General features: G+C 69.3%; 13 protein-coding genes. 4 read left to right on the top strand and 9 right to left on the bottom strand.

Annotated elements, in window-relative coordinates; all coding sequences use genetic code 11:
• Positions 1–67 precede the first annotated feature (67 nt).
• The 9 genes from KIH27_RS09440 to KIH27_RS09400 all read right to left on the bottom strand — a co-directional run bounded on the left by KIH27_RS09440 (position 68) and on the right by KIH27_RS09400 (position 12,206).
• On the bottom strand, positions 68–3,136 hold the full coding sequence (locus KIH27_RS09440; protein WP_214092676.1) for a replicative DNA helicase: 3,069 nt from the start codon (positions 3,134–3,136) through the stop codon (positions 68–70).
• Positions 3,137–3,615: 479 nt separating this feature from the next.
• Positions 3,616–4,074, bottom strand: a complete 459-nt coding sequence (rplI, locus tag KIH27_RS09435; RefSeq protein WP_214092675.1) for a 50S ribosomal protein L9 — start codon at positions 4,072–4,074, stop codon at positions 3,616–3,618.
• A 29-nt stretch (positions 4,075–4,103) separates the two neighbouring features.
• Positions 4,104–4,358: a 30S ribosomal protein S18 gene (gene rpsR / locus KIH27_RS09430; RefSeq protein ID WP_085128913.1), complete on the bottom strand. Its 255-nt coding sequence runs from the start codon at positions 4,356–4,358 to the stop codon at positions 4,104–4,106.
• Between the two features lie 74 nt (positions 4,359–4,432).
• The gene (locus KIH27_RS09425) at positions 4,433–4,939 is read right to left on the bottom strand and encodes a single-stranded DNA-binding protein (protein ID WP_214092674.1); all 507 of its coding nucleotides are present in this window, start codon (positions 4,937–4,939) and stop codon (positions 4,433–4,435) included.
• A 52-nt stretch (positions 4,940–4,991) separates the two neighbouring features.
• On the bottom strand, positions 4,992–5,282 hold the full coding sequence (rpsF, locus tag KIH27_RS09420) for a 30S ribosomal protein S6 (RefSeq protein ID WP_214092673.1): 291 nt from the start codon (positions 5,280–5,282) through the stop codon (positions 4,992–4,994).
• A 10-nt stretch (positions 5,283–5,292) separates the two neighbouring features.
• The gene (locus KIH27_RS09415) at positions 5,293–6,984 is read right to left on the bottom strand and encodes a glycosyltransferase family 87 protein (RefSeq protein WP_214092672.1); all 1,692 of its coding nucleotides are present in this window, start codon (positions 6,982–6,984) and stop codon (positions 5,293–5,295) included.
• Complete coding sequence (locus tag KIH27_RS09410) at positions 6,981–9,479, bottom strand: transglycosylase domain-containing protein (protein ID WP_214092671.1); 2,499 nt, start codon at positions 9,477–9,479, stop codon at positions 6,981–6,983. Before KIH27_RS09410 ends, KIH27_RS09415 begins: the two co-directional genes overlap by 4 nt.
• A complete protein-coding gene (locus KIH27_RS09405) occupies positions 9,472–9,897 on the bottom strand; it encodes a DUF5318 family protein (RefSeq protein ID WP_214092670.1) in 426 nt (141 codons plus the stop codon). The genes KIH27_RS09410 and KIH27_RS09405 overlap by 8 nt, the downstream gene beginning before the upstream one ends.
• Positions 9,898–9,971: 74 nt before the next feature.
• The gene (locus KIH27_RS09400) at positions 9,972–12,206 is read right to left on the bottom strand and encodes a transglycosylase domain-containing protein (RefSeq protein ID WP_214092669.1); all 2,235 of its coding nucleotides are present in this window, start codon (positions 12,204–12,206) and stop codon (positions 9,972–9,974) included.
• A gap of 145 nt (positions 12,207–12,351) precedes the next feature.
• Here KIH27_RS09400 and KIH27_RS09395 point away from each other — a divergent pair, with 145 nt between their 5' ends.
• The 4 genes from KIH27_RS09395 to KIH27_RS09380 all read left to right on the top strand — a co-directional run bounded on the left by KIH27_RS09395 (position 12,352) and on the right by KIH27_RS09380 (position 16,643).
• A complete protein-coding gene (locus tag KIH27_RS09395) occupies positions 12,352–12,894 on the top strand; it encodes a PadR family transcriptional regulator (protein WP_214092668.1) in 543 nt (180 codons plus the stop codon).
• 58 nt (positions 12,895–12,952) lie between these two features.
• On the top strand, positions 12,953–14,059 hold the full coding sequence (locus tag KIH27_RS09390; protein WP_214092667.1) for an inositol-3-phosphate synthase: 1,107 nt from the start codon (positions 12,953–12,955) through the stop codon (positions 14,057–14,059).
• A gap of 80 nt (positions 14,060–14,139) precedes the next feature.
• On the top strand, positions 14,140–15,900 hold the full coding sequence (locus KIH27_RS09385) for an ABC transporter substrate-binding protein/permease (protein ID WP_250149832.1): 1,761 nt from the start codon (positions 14,140–14,142) through the stop codon (positions 15,898–15,900).
• On the top strand, positions 15,900–16,643 hold the full coding sequence (locus tag KIH27_RS09380) for an amino acid ABC transporter ATP-binding protein (protein WP_214092666.1): 744 nt from the start codon (positions 15,900–15,902) through the stop codon (positions 16,641–16,643). Before KIH27_RS09385 ends, KIH27_RS09380 begins: the two co-directional genes overlap by 1 nt.
• Positions 16,644–16,698: the final 55 nt, after the last annotated feature.

Genomic DNA, 16,698 nt, shown 5'->3' with positions numbered 1-16,698 from the left:
GCAAGGAGATGACACCGACCGTGAGAAAACGACACGGAGCGTGAGACCCTACAGCCCCGCCAAACCCTCAGCGCGCCATATTCGTAAACCGGCTCAGGTGCAACTGGTGCGCCACCGTCACGGTCTTCGTCGGCCCGTTGCGGTGCTTGGCCAAGATCAGATCGGCCTCACCACCGCGCGGGTCGTCACGCTCGAAGGCATCCGGGCGGTGCAGGAGGATCACCATATCCGCATCTTGTTCAAGGCTGTTATGGACCGAGATCCCCTGTGCGACAAAGTTATGCGTGCCAGGCACGGTGCCGTCGAACACATCGTGCTCGCCGATACTGGTGATCTCCACGATGGTGTCCCAGTACACGTCGCTGGTCGCCAGGTCATGGATGTCATGGTCCTCGAGCACCGCGGCGGCGCGGTGCAACCGCCCGCGACTCGGTGCGTGCTTCCACATCGTCGACCCGCAGTACTTGGTGCCCATGGCCGCAGCGAACTCGCGCTGGGTCATCTCCTGATCGGCCAACGCGCGGCGGACCTGCGCCCAGACCTCTTTCGGCACGGTGTCCAGGTTGGGGTTGCGCGCCACCCCTTGCAGCTGGGCCAGAATCTCCTTGGCCCCCACCGCCTTCGCGCCCTGCGCTCCGACGATGTGCAGGAACCGGACCTGGTTCTCCGCACCGAAGAGGCACAGGTGCCAGCCGTCGCGGTAGCCGGCCTTGGTCACCCGCTTGATCCGGCCGAACACCCCAACCCGTGCCAGCAGGGCTGCCACGTCGTCAATCAGCTGCCGGCTCGTCGAGGCGTAGTAGATGCGCCCAACCCCGTGCTTGCCGTCCCAGGACACCGAGCCGTCGGTCGCCCACAGGTGCCGCAGGAACAGCGCCACCTGATCGTTGGGCAGCGCGAAAACCTCCGCCGGGACGAACTTCTCGTAGCTGCGCTTGCCGAACAGCCCCAGCTTGTCCAGCCAGGCCGCGATCGGGTTCCGTTTGCCGTGCGTCAAGTGATACGGGGCCGGCAGGCGCAACGTGGTCACCCGGGCGGCGGCGTATTCGTCGCGCACCCCCGTCACCCCGAAGTGCATCGCCGCGGCCGTCACCGAAGTCAGGTTCGCCTCGTCGATCGAGGCGTAACGGATCGGCTGGTTCTTCACGCACGACCCGTCGCCGATCATGTGCGCCAGCAGGATCACCTCGGAGTCTTCCATCCGCTGGGTCTGCACCGGCTCCGGCACCCGCCGCGGCACCGCCAGCCGGTCTCCGACGTTCAAGTCGCCCAGCGCAACCCAACCGTCCAAGGTGAGGAACGGGTGGTTGGCGGTGGCCTGCACCTCACGCCCGGAGGCCATCCGCAGCGTGAACACCTCGCGGTGCCCGCTGGGGAACACGTTGGTCATCGGCCGGGCCACCATCTGCAGCCGGTCGTCCAGTGACCACACCAGTGGGCGCTCCCCGGTGCGCATCAACTCACCCAGGGTGACCTCGGAACCGTTGTCGGCCCGCAGGATTCGCGTCGAGGCGGTCAGGCACCCGGACTCACGCAGGTCCGACAGCATCGGCTTCTTGTCGGTGCGCTGCTCGGGACCACGGTTGAGCTGGCTCAGCGCGATCACCGGCAGCTCCAGCTCCTTGGCCAGCAGCTTGAGTTGGCGGGAGAACTCCGAGACCTCGAGCTGACGCGACTCCACCTTCTTGCCCGAAGACATCAGCTGCAGGTAGTCGACCACGACCAGGCGCAGGTCGGCCTTCTGCTTGAGCCGGCGGGCCTTGGCCCGGATCTCCATCATCGTCAGGTTCGGCGAGTCGTCGATGTAGAGCGGCGCCTCGCTGATCTCACTCATCCGCCGCGCCAGCCGGGTCCAGTCGTCGTCGGTCATCCGGCCCGAGCGCATGTCGCCGAGCTTGATCTTCGCCTCGGCGCTCAGCAGCCGCATCACGATCTCGGACTTGCCCATCTCCAGCGAGAAGAAGACGCTGGGCATCCGGTTCTTGATCGAGCAGGAGCGCATGAAGTCCAGCGCCAGGGTGGAGTTGTGGGTGGGCACCATGCCGCGCCCGGCCAGGTACAGATGCGCCGGGTTGTCCACCTGCACGCAGCGCACCGGCACCGTCGGCACCCGCCGCACCGCCTGAACCTGAACGACCGGGGTCAGCACCGGCGCTCCCCCACCGGCCGGCTCGCCGGCGCAGATGCTGTCGTCGCCGTGGCGCAGTTCGCCGGTGGTACGCACCCCGTAACCGGTCGGCCACTGGTGCTGCTCGTCGGCGATGATCACGGTGCCGTCGGAGAACTCGATCTCGTAGCAGGGTCGGCCCAGCATGATCTCGGTGAGTGCGACCACCCGCGTGGGCGCAAGGTCGGCCCCCAGCAACTCGGTGCCGACGGTGACATCGCCCATCGTGGTCCACCCGCCCGGGGTGGGCAGCGGGGTGTCCAGCGCCAGTGCCTTCCCCATACCGGGCCGAGCCGCGATGATGATCATCTGGCCGGGGTGCAGCCCGTTGGTCACCTCGTCGAGGTCGGTGAACCCGGTCGGCACCCCCCGGGAGATGCCGCCGTGCGAGGCGATCGCGTCGATCTCGTCCATCGTGGGCTGCAGCAAGTCTTCCAGCGGCACGAAGTCCTCGGAGGTGCGCCGCTCGGCCACCTCGTAGATCTCGGCCTGGGCGCGGTCGACCACCTCGGCGACGTCGGCGCCCTCGGCCCCGGCGTAGCCGTACTGCACCACCCGGGTGCCGGCCTCCACCAGCCGGCGCAGGATCGCCTTCTCACCGACGATCCCGGCGTAGTACCCGGCGTTGGCCGCCGTCGGCACCGTGGAGATCAGCGTGTGCAGGTACGGGGCGCCGCCGACCCGGCGCAGCAGGCCCCGGCGGTCCAGTTCGGCGGCCACCGTCACCGCGTCGGCCGGCTCACCGCGCCCGTAGAGGTCGAGGATCGCGTCGTAGATGTTCTGGTGCACCGGGCGGTAGAAGTCGCCGGGCCGCAGCCGCTCCAGCACGTCGGCGATGGCGTCCTTGCTCAGCAGCATGCCGCCGAGCACGGACTGCTCGGCGACGAGGTCCTGGGGCGGCTGGCGGCCGACATCCTCGCGGGGCGGCTCCTCCAACTCGGAGTGCCCACGATCGTCAACCACTGCCATGCGCCCCACCTCCCTCCGGCAACACGCTCGACCAGCTATTCGCCGCCGGTGTCCCGACCGTAGTCGTGGCCACCGACACCCCTGTCGATTCGTGCCGGGTTGACGCTAGGCGTTGCTGGCGACGACACCAAACGGGGTTGTTCACAAAGGTGTGGATGGACTGTGGGCACCGCCCCCCGTCCTGTTCGCGGCGGTGGGGAAGACCTGTGGATGAAGCGGCTTCGCTGCACTATCACTGCTGGTAAGCGCAGCACACGGGTGGGGCTGGGCTGTGGAGGACAAGTTGTTCGGCGTGTCGCATCAGGTGGACGGCTTGGGCGTGTTGCCTCGCCGGCGGGTGGACGCGCGTCTACCGGGCGGTGAACGCCGCCGAGAACCGGCCGTTGTCAGAAATTAGCCTGCTTCCCGAGAGATCCGCCGACGACGAAGCCCCGGCGGTGCCGCAGGGGCGCCGTCGGGGCTTCGTCGTATCGAGCCGGCTACTCGCCGGGGGTGACGTCGAGGGAGATCTCGACGGTCACGTCGTGGTGCAGGTGCACGAACACCGGGTGCTTGCCGATCTTCTTGATGTGCAGCTTCGGCAGCCGGACGATCCGCTTCTCCAGCTTCGGCCCACCGGCCTTGCGGATGGCGGCCACGACGTCGGCGGCGGTCACCGAGCCGAACAGCTTGCCCGAATCCCCGGAGGTCTTCACCGGCAGCGCCACCGGACCCAGGTCGGTGATGGCGGCCTTGAGCTCGTCGGCGTGCTCGCGGTCCCGCACCATCTTGGTCTCGCGGGCCCGCCGGATGTCGGCGGCCTGCTTCTCGGCACCCTTGGTGGCGGTGATCGCCAGGCCCCGCGGCAGCAGGTAGTTGCGGCCGTAACCGTCTTTGACCTCAACGGTGTCGCCGGCGGCACCGAGGTGCTCGACGTCGGCGGTCAGAATCAGCTTCATGATTTCGTACTTTCTCCGTCGGTGTGCGGCTAGCGGGCCGACGAGGTGAAGGGCAGCAGTGCAACCTCGCGGGCGTTCTTCACCGCGAGCGCGACGTCGCGCTGGTGCTGAACGCAGTTGCCGGTCACGCGGCGGGCGCGGATCTTGCCCCGCTCACTGATGTAGGTGCGCAGCAGCGAGGTGTCCTTGTAGTCGATCACCTGCTTCTTGTTGGAGCAGAATGCGCACTTGCGTGTCTTGATCGGCTTCTCGGGCGCCGGGCGCCGCTTGTTGGTCTTAGCCATCTACCTGTCTCTTTCGTGCTGTAGTTCAAGTTGTCCGTGCGGGCCGGCCGTCGGGCCGTGCTCCGCGCGATGTGTCAGAAGGGCGGTTCGTCGTCCGCGCCGCCGAACGAGCCGGTGGCCGGGGCGCTGCCCCACGGGTCCTCCGCGGGCGGACCGGACGGGGCCGCCGGGGCGGACCCGCCGCCACCGCCGAAACCGCCACCACCGCCGCCGCGGCTGATCTTGTTCGGCTTGGCGGTCGCGTAGCGCAGCGACGGACCGATCTCATCGACCTCGACCTCGACGACGGTGCGCTTCTCCCCCTCACGGGTTTCGAACGACCGCTGCTTGAGCCGACCGGTGACGATGACGCGTGACCCGCGGGTCAGGCTCTCGGCCACGTTCTCCGCGGCCTCCCGCCAGATGTTGCACCGCAGGAACAGTGCGTCGCCGTCTTTCCATTCGTTGGTCTGCCGGTCGAAGACCCGCGGGGTGGACGCCACCGTGAAGTTGGCGACGGCCGCCCCGGACGCGGTGAACCGCAGATCGGGGTCCGCGGTCAGGTTTCCGATGACGGTTATCGGGGTGTCACCACTGGCCACGGGGCCCTCCTTGAATTGATCGGCTGCTGTTGGCGCTGAGCCTACGCAACAGCTACGACTTGTCGGTGCGCATCACCTTGGTGCGCAACACCGACTCGTTCAGGCCGAGCTGACGGTCCAGTTCGGACACGGTCGCCGGGGCGGCCTTGACGTCGATGACCGCGTAGATGCCCTCGGCATGCTTGGCGATCTCGTAGGCAAGGCGGCGCTTCCCCCAGATGTCGACCTTGTCGACAGTGCCGCCGTCCTTGCGGACGACGTTGAGGAAAGTCTCCAGCGACGGAGCTACGGTGCGCTCGTCGAGAGTGGGGTCAAGGATGACCATGATTTCGTAAGGACGCATGGGAACCTCATCACCTCCTATGGTCGTGTTCGGCCACGGAATCCCGTGGCAGGAGGGTCACCTGCGTCGGTAACCCGGTCAGGCTACCGGAGGGCGGGGTCAGGCGCGAAATCGTCGGCCGCAGCCACCCCGGCAGCCACGCCGGCGGCGCATCCACCGCCGCATCGAACACCCCGCCCGCCGGGTCGTCGAGCCGGCCGCCCCAGCGCACCAGATCGTGGGCAGGCCGGTAGATCTGCCGGATCACCAGACCGCACAGCACCAGCACCGCCAGGTCGCGCACCAGCACGGTCCCGGTGAACCACGGCTCGGTCAGGCCCCGTTTGTCCGCGCCGTACAGGTAGTACATCCGCGGCACCCAGACCAGCGCGTCGAGCGTCATCCAGGCCAGCAGCACCCGCCGGTGCGGCAGCGCCAGCACCGCCAGCGGCACCAGCCACAGCGAGAACTGCGGGCTCCACACCTTGCCGGTCAGCAGGAACGCCGCCACCGTCAGGAACGCCAACTGGGCCAGCCGCGGGCGCGTCGGCGCGGTCAGCGCGAGGTAACCGATCCCCGCGCAGCACGCCGCGAACGCCACCGCCACCACCGTGTTGAGCACCCCGGGCGGCTGCCAGAAGCCCAGTTCGGCGTCGAAACCCGGCCAGCCGGTCAGCGACCGCAGCACGTTGTACAGCGAGTCCATGTCGTCACCGCGCCGGGCGTTCAGCCGGAAGAACTCACTCCAGCCGCGCGGAAACGCCAGCAGCACCGGCAGATTCACCGCCAGCCAGGCCACGGCCGCCGTCGTCACCGCCGATCGCACCTCCCGCAGCCGGCCCGTGCGCAGCCCCAGCAGCAGCAGCGGCACCAGCAGCAGCAGCGGGTAGAGCTTGGCCGCCGTGCCGAGCCCGATCAGCGCCCCGGCGAGCGCCGGGCGTCGGCGCGCCCAGGCCAGCAGCGCGCCGACCGCGAACGCGACGGCCAGCGCGTCGAAATTGGTGAAGATCTGGAAGATCACCAGCGGCGAGGCCGCCACCAGCGCGGCGTCCCACACCCGTCGCCCGGCCAGCCCGGCGGTCGCCCACACCACCGTCAGCCAGCACAGCGCCAGGCCCAGCGCGCAGATGTCGAAGAACACCACCACCTCGGCGACCCCGCGCAGCACCGGCAGCGGCACCACCTTGCTGATCACGGTGTAGGTCTTGGCGATCGTCATCGCCGCGTACTGGTAGAGCCCGGTCAGCACCGGGTACTCCATGTAGCGCACGGCCGGCCGGCCGTCGTAGCGGACCTGCTCCTTGCCGGCCCCGTCCTTCTCGATCCAGTGCGACTTGTACGGGAACCTGCCCTCGTCCAGCAGTTCGGCGCTGTACAGCGGCACGATGTCGGAGTAGCACAGCTCGAAGTAGGCACGGCCGTTGTCCCAGTTGGCCACCCGCTGGTCGGGCGCGCCGGCGCCGACGCTCTGCAGGCAGGCGGCCTTGGTCGTCCAGCCCAGCGCCAGGAACACCACGCCGATCAGGAACATCACCCGCAGCGGCGTCATGAACCGGCTGCGCCCGATCACCGCGTGCCGGCCCACCGGTCCCCCGACGGTCTCGGAGAGAGCATTCGCCAGCGCGTCCGTCCGGCTGGGCAGATCGCGGTCGTCGGCGGTGCGCAGATCCGTCGCGAGTGCCCGCGGCGACGCGACGACAATGCGGGATTCGGTGTCGGTCACGGTGGCGGTGGGGCGCCCGCCTCCGGCGGCCCGGGCGGCGGGGGTTCCGGCGCCGGCGGCGCGGCGGTGATGGTGGTGGGCGGCCCGATCGGGATGGTGATGCCCGGCGCGATCTCGATCGTCGGCTGGATGACGGTCTCGGCCGGCGGGGGCGGCGGCCCGGCCGGCATCGGCGGCGGGGCGACCGGCAGGCCGGCGTAGCCGCCGATCTCGGTGGGCTTGGGGAAGTTCTCGGTGGGGGTGCCGTCCAGCGCGCCGTCCATCGTGGCCTTCCAGATGTCGGACGGCAGCCCGGAGCCGTACACCGGCCCGCCCCACTCGTTCACCAGCGGCTCGTCGCCCCCGGTGGTGCCGACCCAGACCGCCGTCGACAGCGACGGCGTGTACCCGACCATCCAGGCGTCCCGGTTGGCCCCGGTGTCGCCGAGCTGGGTGGTGCCGGTCTTGGCCGCCGACGGCCGCCCGCCGGCCAGGGTGTGGCCACGCGACCAGCCGGCGATCGGCTGCATCGCGGCGCTGACGTTGTCGGCGACGTCCTTGGGGATGCGCTGCTCGCCGGTGTCGTCGGCGGTGTCTGCGTCGAAGAGCACCCGGCCCTCGGCGTTGACTACCTTCTGCACGAAGTGCGGCGGGTGGTAGATGCCGGAGTCGGCCAGCGTCGCGTACGCCGAGGCCATGTCGATCACCCGAGTCTGGTACTGGCCGAGCACCACCCCGTTGCTGGGCGGTCCGCCCTGACCGTCCTCGCTGAGGGTGTGCGGGACACCGGGGAAGCTGCTCGCCACCCCGGCCCGGTGCGCCGCGTCGGCAACGTCCTGCGAGCCGTTCTTGAGTTTGAGCATCAGCCGGTAGTACGACGTGTTCAGCGACCGCTTCAGCGCCTCGGCGATGTTGCAGGTGCCGCAGCCCTCACCCTCCACGTTGCCGATCTTGATGCCGTTGACGGTCAGCGGGGAGCTGTCCACCTGATAGCCCAGACCGATCCCCTGCTCCAGCGCGGCCACCAGCGCGAACACCTTGAACGACGACCCGGTCTGCAGCCCGGCCTGCGCGAAGTCGAAGCCGTTGGCGTCCGAACCGCCGTAGTAGGCCCGCACCGCGCCGGTCCGCGGATCGATGGAGACCACCGCGGCTCGCATGTTCGGCGTCTGGCCGTCCAGGTATTTCTTGACGGCGTCCACCGCCGCGCGCTGCGCCGCCGTGTCGATCGTGGTGGTGATCTGCAGCCCCTGGGTGTTCAGCGTCTGCTCGTCGATGTTGAACAGGTCCAGCAGTTCCTTGGTGACCTGGCGCTGGATCAGCCCGTCGGGCCCGGTGGTGATGTTCGCCGCGCGCGCCTGCTCCGGCGGCACCGTCGGCGGGAACACCAGCCCAGCACGCTCCTCATGCGACAGCGCGCCGGTCTCCACCATCCCGTCGAGCACCCAGTTCCACCGGTCGGCGGCGCCCTCCGGGTCGACGGCGGGGTCCAGCGTGGACGGCCGCTGGATCAGTGCGGCCAGCAGTGCACCCTCGGCGACGTCGAGCTGCTCGACCGGCTTGTCGAAGTAGGCCTTCGCCGCCGCGGAGATCCCGTAGGCGCTGCGCCCGAAGTAGATGATGTTCAGATAGGACTGCAGCACTTCGTCTTTCGGCCACTCCCGCGACATCTTCGTGGCGATCACCAGCTCTTTGGCCTTGCGGACCAGGCCGCCCATACCGACCCGCTCCGAGCCGACGAGCGCGTTCTTGACGTACTGCTGGGTGATCGTCGAGCCGCCCTGGGTGTCGCCGCCGAACAGGTTGTTCTTGATCGCGCGGGCGAACGCGGAGACCGAGAAGCCCGGGTTGGTGTAGAAGTCGCGGTCCTCGGCGGCCAGCACCGCGTTGCGCACGTGCACCGGAACCTGTTCGATGTTGATGTCGACGCGATTGCCTTCTGGCGGAATGATTTTCGCGAGCTCACTGCCGTCACTGGCCAGGATCGTCGACACCTGGTTGGTGCGGATGTCACCGGGTTTGGGGACGTCGGTGATCGAGTAGGCCATCGCGAACGTGATGATCGGCAGCAGCAGCATCACCGCCAGCGCGGCGTAGATCCCGCGCCGGATCCATCTCCAGTTCGGCTTCGGTCGGTGCAGCCGCAGCCACTCCAGCGGATTCAGCGGCTCCGGGGCATCCGGGACCGGTTGCTCGTCGCCGCGCCGGCCGCGCGGGGCGGGCCGCGCCGATCGCTGCCGGGGCTCGGCGCGCGGGGCGGCGTCCACCTCCGCAGGCTCCACCCGACGGCTGCGGCCGCTGAGCGCCTCGTCGCGCCGCGGGCGGGGGCCGTCCAGCGCCGCCTTCACCGTTTCGAGCGGGTCGCGCAGTTCCGTCCGGGCGTCGTCGGTGACGGCCGGGATGATCGTGGTCAGCCGGTTGTCCGGCGGGGCATGGCGGCGGCCGCCACTGCGGGAGCCGCTCTCGGGGTGGCCGGCCGGGACATCCTCCGGCCGGTCGTCGTCGTGCTTACTCACTGGCCGTGCGCGCGCCGGTCCGCGCCGTCCGTCGACGCTGGGTGCCCTTGGGCGGACGTGCCATTCCGAGCAGGTACGACTTCACCAGGTGATTCCAGCTGCAGGTTCGGCATACCTCCACGACGTGCACCGAGAACTCCGGGTAGCGGGTGGCCAGCAGCACCAGCTCCTCGGCGGAGCGCGCCGATCCGGACACCGGGCCCAGGTGGTCGCCGTACACCCAGGACACCAGCGTGAGCGGCTCCTTGCGGCAGATCGGGCACACCACCGCACTGGTCTTGCCGTGATACTTCGCGGCGCGCAGCAGGTAGGGGTTGGCGTCGCACACCTCGGAGACCCCGGTGCGCCCGGAGTAGACCTCGGCCAGCAGGGAGCGGCGCCGAAGCGCGTAGTCCACCACCTGTCGCTGCAATCGCACGATCACCAGAGTACGTCGGTCCGCTGCGCGCCGATGCGTAGCAAGCCGGTCTGAGGTGAAAGCCACGTCCGGCCCTAGGGGACGGGCTGGCTCAACGGCAACGGCGGCGGCGGTGGTGGCGGCGGCGGGGGCAGCGGCGGTGGCGGTGGAGGCGGCGGGGGCGGCGGCGGTGGGGGCGGCATTCCCGGCATTCCCGGCAGCGGCGGGAGATCGGGGATAGTCAACGGTTCGAGCGGCGGCAGCGGCGCGGGCACCCACACCGGTGGGGGCGGCGGCGGCACCGGTATCCCGGCGAAGCCACCGATCGAGGCCGGCTTGGGGAAAGACTCGTTGCGGGTGCCCCGCAGCGCGCCGTCCATGGTCGCCTTCCAGATGTCGGCCGGCAGGCCGGCACCGTAGACCGGGCCGCCCCACTTGTTACTCAGCGGCTCGTCGCCCGTGACCGTGCCCACCCACACCGCGGTGGACAGCGTCGGGGTGTAGCCGACCATCCAGGCGTCGCGGTTGGCGCCGGTCGTGCCGAGTTGGGTGGTGCCGGTCTTCGCCGCGGACGGGCGCCCACCGGCCAGGGCGTGCCCGCCCGCATAGGCGGCGATCGGCTCCATCGCGGCGCTGACGTTGTCGGCGACCGCCGCGGGCAGGCGCTGCTCGTGCTGATGCTTCTCCCGGGCCCGGTCGAAGAGCACCCGGCCGTCGCGGTCCACGACCTTCTGGATGAAGTGCGGCGTGTGGTAGATCCCCGAATCGGCGAGGGTGGCGTACGCGGACGCCATGTCGATCACCCGGGTCTGGTACTGGCCCAGCACGATCCCGTTGTTCGGCGGGCCGCCTTTGCCGTCCTCGCTGAGGGTGTGCGGTACGCCGGGAAAACTCGCCGCCACCCCGGCCTGGTGCGCAGCGTCGGCCACATCCTGCGGTCCGTGTCGCAGGTCGAGCATCAGCCGGTAGTAGGCCGTGTTCAGCGAGCGCTTCAGCGCCTCCGCGAGGTTGCACACCCCGCAACTGGCGTTGCTGACGTTGCTGATCTTGATTCCGTGGACGGTCAGCGGTGCGCTGTCCACCTCGTGCCCCAGACCGATCCCCTGCTTGAGCGCCGCGACCAGCGCGAACACCTTGAACGTCGAACCGGTCTGCAGCCCCGCCTGCGCAAAGTCGAACCCGTTGGCGTCCGCGCCGCCGTAGTAGGCCCGCACCCCGCCGCTGCCGGCGTCGATCGACACCACGGCGGCGCGCATGTCCGGGTTCTGCCCGGCCAGATATTTCGCGACGGCTTCCCGCGCGGCGCGCTGCGCGGTCGGGTCGATCGTGGTGGTGATCTGCAGACCCTGCATGTTCAGCGTCCGCTCGTCGATGCCCAGCAGATCCAGCAGTTCGGCGATGACCTGCCGTTCGATCAGCCCGTTCGGCCCGACGGTCTGATCGGCCAGGTACGCCTTGTCCGGCGGCATCGTCACCGGGAACCGCTGGGCGGCACGGTCTTCGGCGGAGAGCGCACCGATCTCCACCATGCCGTCGAGCACCCAGTTCCACCTGTTGACCGCGGCCTCCCGGTTGACGGCGGGGTCCAGCGCGGACGGGCGCTGGATGACCGTCGCCAGCAGGGCGCCCTCGGCGACCGTCAGGTCCTCGATCCGCTTGTCGAAGTACGCCCGGGCGGCCGCGGAGACGCCGTAGCTGTGCCGGCCGAAGTAGATGATGTTGAGGTAGGCCTCCAGCACCTCGTTCTTGGACCACTGCGACGACATCTTCGTGGCGATCACGAGTTCCTTCGCCTTGCGCTCCAGTCCGCCGAAGCCCACCCGCTCCGACCCCACCAGCGCGTTCTTGACGTACTGCTGGGTGATCGTGGACCCGCCCTGGGTGTCGCCGCCGAAAAGGTTGTTCTTGACCGCCCGCACCAGTCCGGACAGCGAGTAACCGTGATTGGTGTAGAAATCCCGGTCCTCGGCGGCCAGCACCGCATCGCGCACGTGCACCGGCACCCGGTCGATGGCGACGTCGACGCGGTTGCCCTCCGGCGGGATGATCTTCGCCAGCAGCCCGCCGTCCCGGGCCAGGATCGTCGAGACCTGGTTGGTGGTCACGTCACCCGGCGCCGGGACGTCGGCACGCCGGTAGGCGACCGCGAAGGTCAGCGCCGGCGCAAGCAGCAGTACGGCGGCCACAGCGGCCCCGCGGCGCCGGGCTCGCGCCCAGTCCACCGGCCGCAGCGGTTCGGCCGGGTTCGCATCATCGCCGGCACCATCCGGCCCTGCACTAACAGCGACCCCCCACAGCGCCCTGTGGAGCACCTGTCTCTGTAGTCGCACCTTTCACAATTTAGGCTCGCCGCCGTCACAGCGCTAGGCAAATCGCGACTTCAACCACACCCGCGGGGTGGTCCGGGTTATATCGGCGCGATACTATGTCGCGAACTGTCGGAGCGTCGTAGCGGAATCGCGGGGAGGTGTTCAGGTGCTGGAGCTTGCCGTTCTGGGCCTCCTGCTGGAGTCCCCGATGCACGGCTACGAACTCCGCAAGCGGCTGACCGGACTGCTCGGCGCCTTCCGCGCGTTCTCCTACGGTTCGCTGTACCCGGCGCTGCGCCGCATGCAGACGGCCGGGCTGATCGCCGAGGACGCCGCCCCGGCCGGCACCCCGGTGCGCCGGGCCCGCCGGGTGTACCAACTCACCGACGCCGGCCGGCAGCGGTTCAACGAGTTGGTGGCCGACACCGGCCCGCAGAACTACACCGACGACGGATTCGGCGTCCACCTCGCGTTCTTCAACCGCACCCCGGCCGAGGCGCGGATGCGGATTCTGGAGGGCCGCCGCCGGCAGGTGGAGGAGCGCCGGGAGGGCCTGCGCAACGCGGTGATGCGCGCCACCAACTCGTTGGACCGCTACACCCGCCAACTGCACCAGCTCGGGCTGGAATCCAGCGAACGGGAGGTCAAGTGGCTCAACGAACTGATCGCGGCCGAGCGAGTGGCACAGAGTCGACCCGAACAACCCTGATCGAACACCAGAACACCAGCACTTCAGCAGTGGAAGCAGAAAAAGGAGAACGTCGGAAATGAGTGAGCAAACCGCATCGGCGGCGTCGACGGATGTGCGGGTCGCCATTGTCGGCGTCGGAAACTGCGCGTCCTCGCTGGTCCAGGGCGTCCAGTACTACCAGAACGCCGACGACAACTCGACGGTCCCCGGCCTGATGCACGTGCGTTTCGGCCAGTACCACGTGCGCGACGTCAAGTTCGTCGCCGCGTTCGACGTCGACGCGAAGAAGGTCGGGTTCGACCTGTCCGAGGCGATCTTCGCCTCGGAGAACAACACCATCAAGATCGCCGACGTGCCGCCGACCGACGTCATCGTGCAGCGCGGCCCGACCCTGGACGGCATCGGCAAGTACTACGCCGAGACCATCGAGGTCTCCGACGCCGACCCGGTCGACGTGGTGGCCGCCCTGCGGGAGGCCAAAGTCGACGTGCTGGTCTCCTACCTGCCGGTGGGCTCCGATGACGCCGACAAGTTCTACGCCCAGTGCGCGATCGACGCGGGCGTGGCGTTCGTCAACGCGCTGCCGGTGTTCATCGCCTCCGACCCGGTGTGGGCCAAGAAGTTCGAGGACGCCGGGGTGCCGATCGTCGGCGACGACATCAAGAGCCAGGTCGGCGCCACCATCACCCACCGGGTGATGGCCAAGCTGTTCGAGGACCGCGGCGTCACCCTGGACCGCACCTACCAGCTCAACGTCGGCGGCAACATGGACTTCAAGAACATGCTCGAGCGCGAGCGGCTGGAGTCGAAGAAGGTCTCCAAGACCCAGGCCGTCACCTCCAACCTCACCGGCTCGCTGGCCGGCAAGGTCGAGGACAAGAACGTGCACATCGGCCCGTCCGACCACGTCGCCTGGCTCGACGACCGCAAGTGGGCCTACGTCCGGCTGGAGGGCCGCGCGTTCGGCGACGTGCCGCTGAACCTGGAGTACAAGCTCGAGGTGTGGGACTCCCCCAACTCCGCGGGCATCATCATCGACGCGGTGCGCGCGGCGAAGATCGCCAAGGACCGCGGCATCGGCGGCCCGATCGTCCCGGCGTCGGCCTACCTGATGAAGAGCCCGCCGAAGCAGCTGCCCGACGACGTCGCGCGCGTTCAGCTCGAAGAGTTCATCACCGGCTAGCGACGTTCTCGACGTTGACTCTGCGTTCACGGCGCACCTCACCCGCACTTCTGCGCCCTGAGCGCAGAGTCAACGGAAGATTGCTCGCGCTCGCGGCGGTACTGCTGATCGTGGCCGGCCTCGGCTGCGCACCGCCGGCCGGGGCCGTCCCCGACCAGTGCGCACCGGCCGGTCAGGAATCCGCGATCGCGCTGCCGCAGAAGCTGGCGACGGCCAAGCGGCCGCGCGAGGACAAATACACCACCGCCGGTGTCGAACCGCTGAGCTCCATCGACGTCAGCAAGCTCGGGCTGATCACGCCGGGCGTGCTGACCGTCGGCACGCTCACCGAGAGTCCCCCGACGAACTGCATCAACGCCGCCGGCCGCTACACCGGCTTCGACAACGAACTGCTCCGCGCGATCGCCCGCAAGCTCGGCCTGCGGGTGCAGTTCGTCGGCACCGACTTCTTCGGGCTGCTCGCCCAGGTGGAGTCGGGCCGGTTCGACGTCGGCTCGGCGTCGATCAACGCCACCGATGCCCGCCGCCGCACCGTCGGGTTCACCAACGGCTACGACACCGGCTACATGGCGCTGGTGGTCCCGGCCGGTTCGGACGTCACGGGGTTCGACGATCTGACCCGCGGGCGGCGGATCGCGGTGGTGCAGGGCACCGTCGAGGACGCCTACGTCGTCGACACCCTGGAGCTGGAACCGGTGCGGTTCCCCGACTCCATCACGCTGTACACCGCGCTGAAGAGCCACCAGGTCGACGCGTGGGTCGCCCCGTCGCTGACCGCGATCAACCTGATGCGCGCCGACGATCCGGCGCAGATCGTCGGCTACACGTTCAGCCCGGCCGGCTTCGAGGCGTACGCCGTGGCCAAGGAGAACCGGGCGCTGATCTCCGCGCTGAACGCCGGGCTGGACGCCGTCATCGACGACGGCACCTGGCCGCAGCTGTACACCGACTGGATCCCCCGGCCGCTGCCGCCGGGCTGGCAGCCGGGCTCCAAGTCCGCGGCCACCCCGCACCTACCGGACTTCGCCGCGATCGCCGCGCGGCACCACAAGCCGGAGACCGAGACCTACACGCCGAAATCGACGCTGGCACAACTGCGGGACTCGTTCTTCGACTGGCGGCTCTACCGGGCGGCGCTGCCGGATCTGATCAAGGTCGGCCTGCCCAACACCGTGCTGCTGACCCTGAGCGGCGGCGCCATCGGCCTGGTCGCCGGGTTGGGGCTGGCCGTCGCCGGCATCTCCCGCACCCGCTGGCTGCGCTGGCCGGCCCGGGTGTACACCGACATCTTCCGCGGGCTGCCGGAGGTGCTGATCATCCTGCTGATCGGGCTGGCGGTCGGGCCGCTGATCGGCGGGCTGACCCACAACAACCCCTACCCGCTGGGGATCGCCGCACTGGGCCTGACGGCCGCGGCCTACATCGGGGAGATCCTGCGCTCGGGAATTCAGAGCGTGGAGTCCGGGCAGCTGGAGGCCGCGCGCGCACTCGGGTTCGGCTACCCGGCGTCGATGCAGCTGGTGGTGATCCCGCAGGGCATCCGCCGGGTGCTGCCGGCGCTGGTGAATCAGTTCATCGCGCTGCTGAAAGCCTCTGCGCTGCTGTACTTCCTGGGTCTGGTCGCCGGGCAGAGGGAACTGTTCCAGGTGGGCCGCGACTTCAACGCCCAGACCGGCAGCCTGTCGCCGCTGGTGGCGGCCGGCCTGCTGTATCTGGCGCTGACGATCCCGCTGACGCACCTGGTGAACGTCGTCGACAATCGGCTGCGGCGCGGCCGGGCCGCCGAACCGGAGGACGACCTGGAACTCAACCCCTCGGTATCGAGCCAGGAGATCACCTGATGACCCAGCCGGATCGGGAGCCGGTGTCGTTGACCGCCAAGGACATTCACCTGTCCTTCGGCAAGACGACGGTGCTGCGCGGCGTCGACCTGGAGGTGCCGGCCGGCAGCACGGCCGCGGTGATCGGCCCGTCGGGCTCCGGCAAGTCGACGATGCTGCGCACCCTGAACCGGCTCTACGAACCCGACAGCGGCGACGTCCTGCTCGGCGGTCGATCGGTGCTGGGCGACGACCCCGACGAACTGCGGCAGCGGATCGGCATGGTGTTCCAGCATTTCAACCTGTTCCCGCACCGCAGTGTGCTGGAGAACATCACGCTGGCCCCGCGCAAGCTGCGCGGCCTGTCCGCCGACGCGGCCCGCGATCTCGCGCTGAACCTGCTGGACCGGGTCGGGCTGAAGAACAAGGCCGGGGTGCGCCCGACGGCGCTGTCGGGCGGCCAGCAGCAGCGGGTCGCGATCGCCAGGGCGCTGGCGATGCAACCGCAGGTGATGCTCTTCGACGAGGCCACCTCCGCGCTCGATCCCGAACTGGTCAAAGGTGTTCTGGCGCTGATCAGCGAGCTCGGCGACGACGGCATGACGATGGTCGTGGTCACCCACGAGATGGGTTTCGCCCGATCCGCCTCCGACACCGTCGTTTTCATGGACCGCGGCAAGGTCGTGGAATCGGGACCGCCGGAGCGGCTGTTCACCGCGGCCGAGACCGAACGGTTGCAGCGCTTCCTGTCCCAGGTGCTGTGAAGGACTTAACCGCAGGTGGCACCCCCGGTGAGCCGTCCGCCCGTTTAGACTGGTC

Origin of the sequence: Mycolicibacter acidiphilus (assembly GCF_018455725.1) — a bacterium.
Lineage (GTDB): Bacteria > Actinomycetota > Actinomycetes > Mycobacteriales > Mycobacteriaceae > Mycobacterium > Mycobacterium acidiphilum.
Note: the sequence above shows the minus strand (reverse complement) of the source record. Positions and strands in the feature narration are given on the sequence as shown.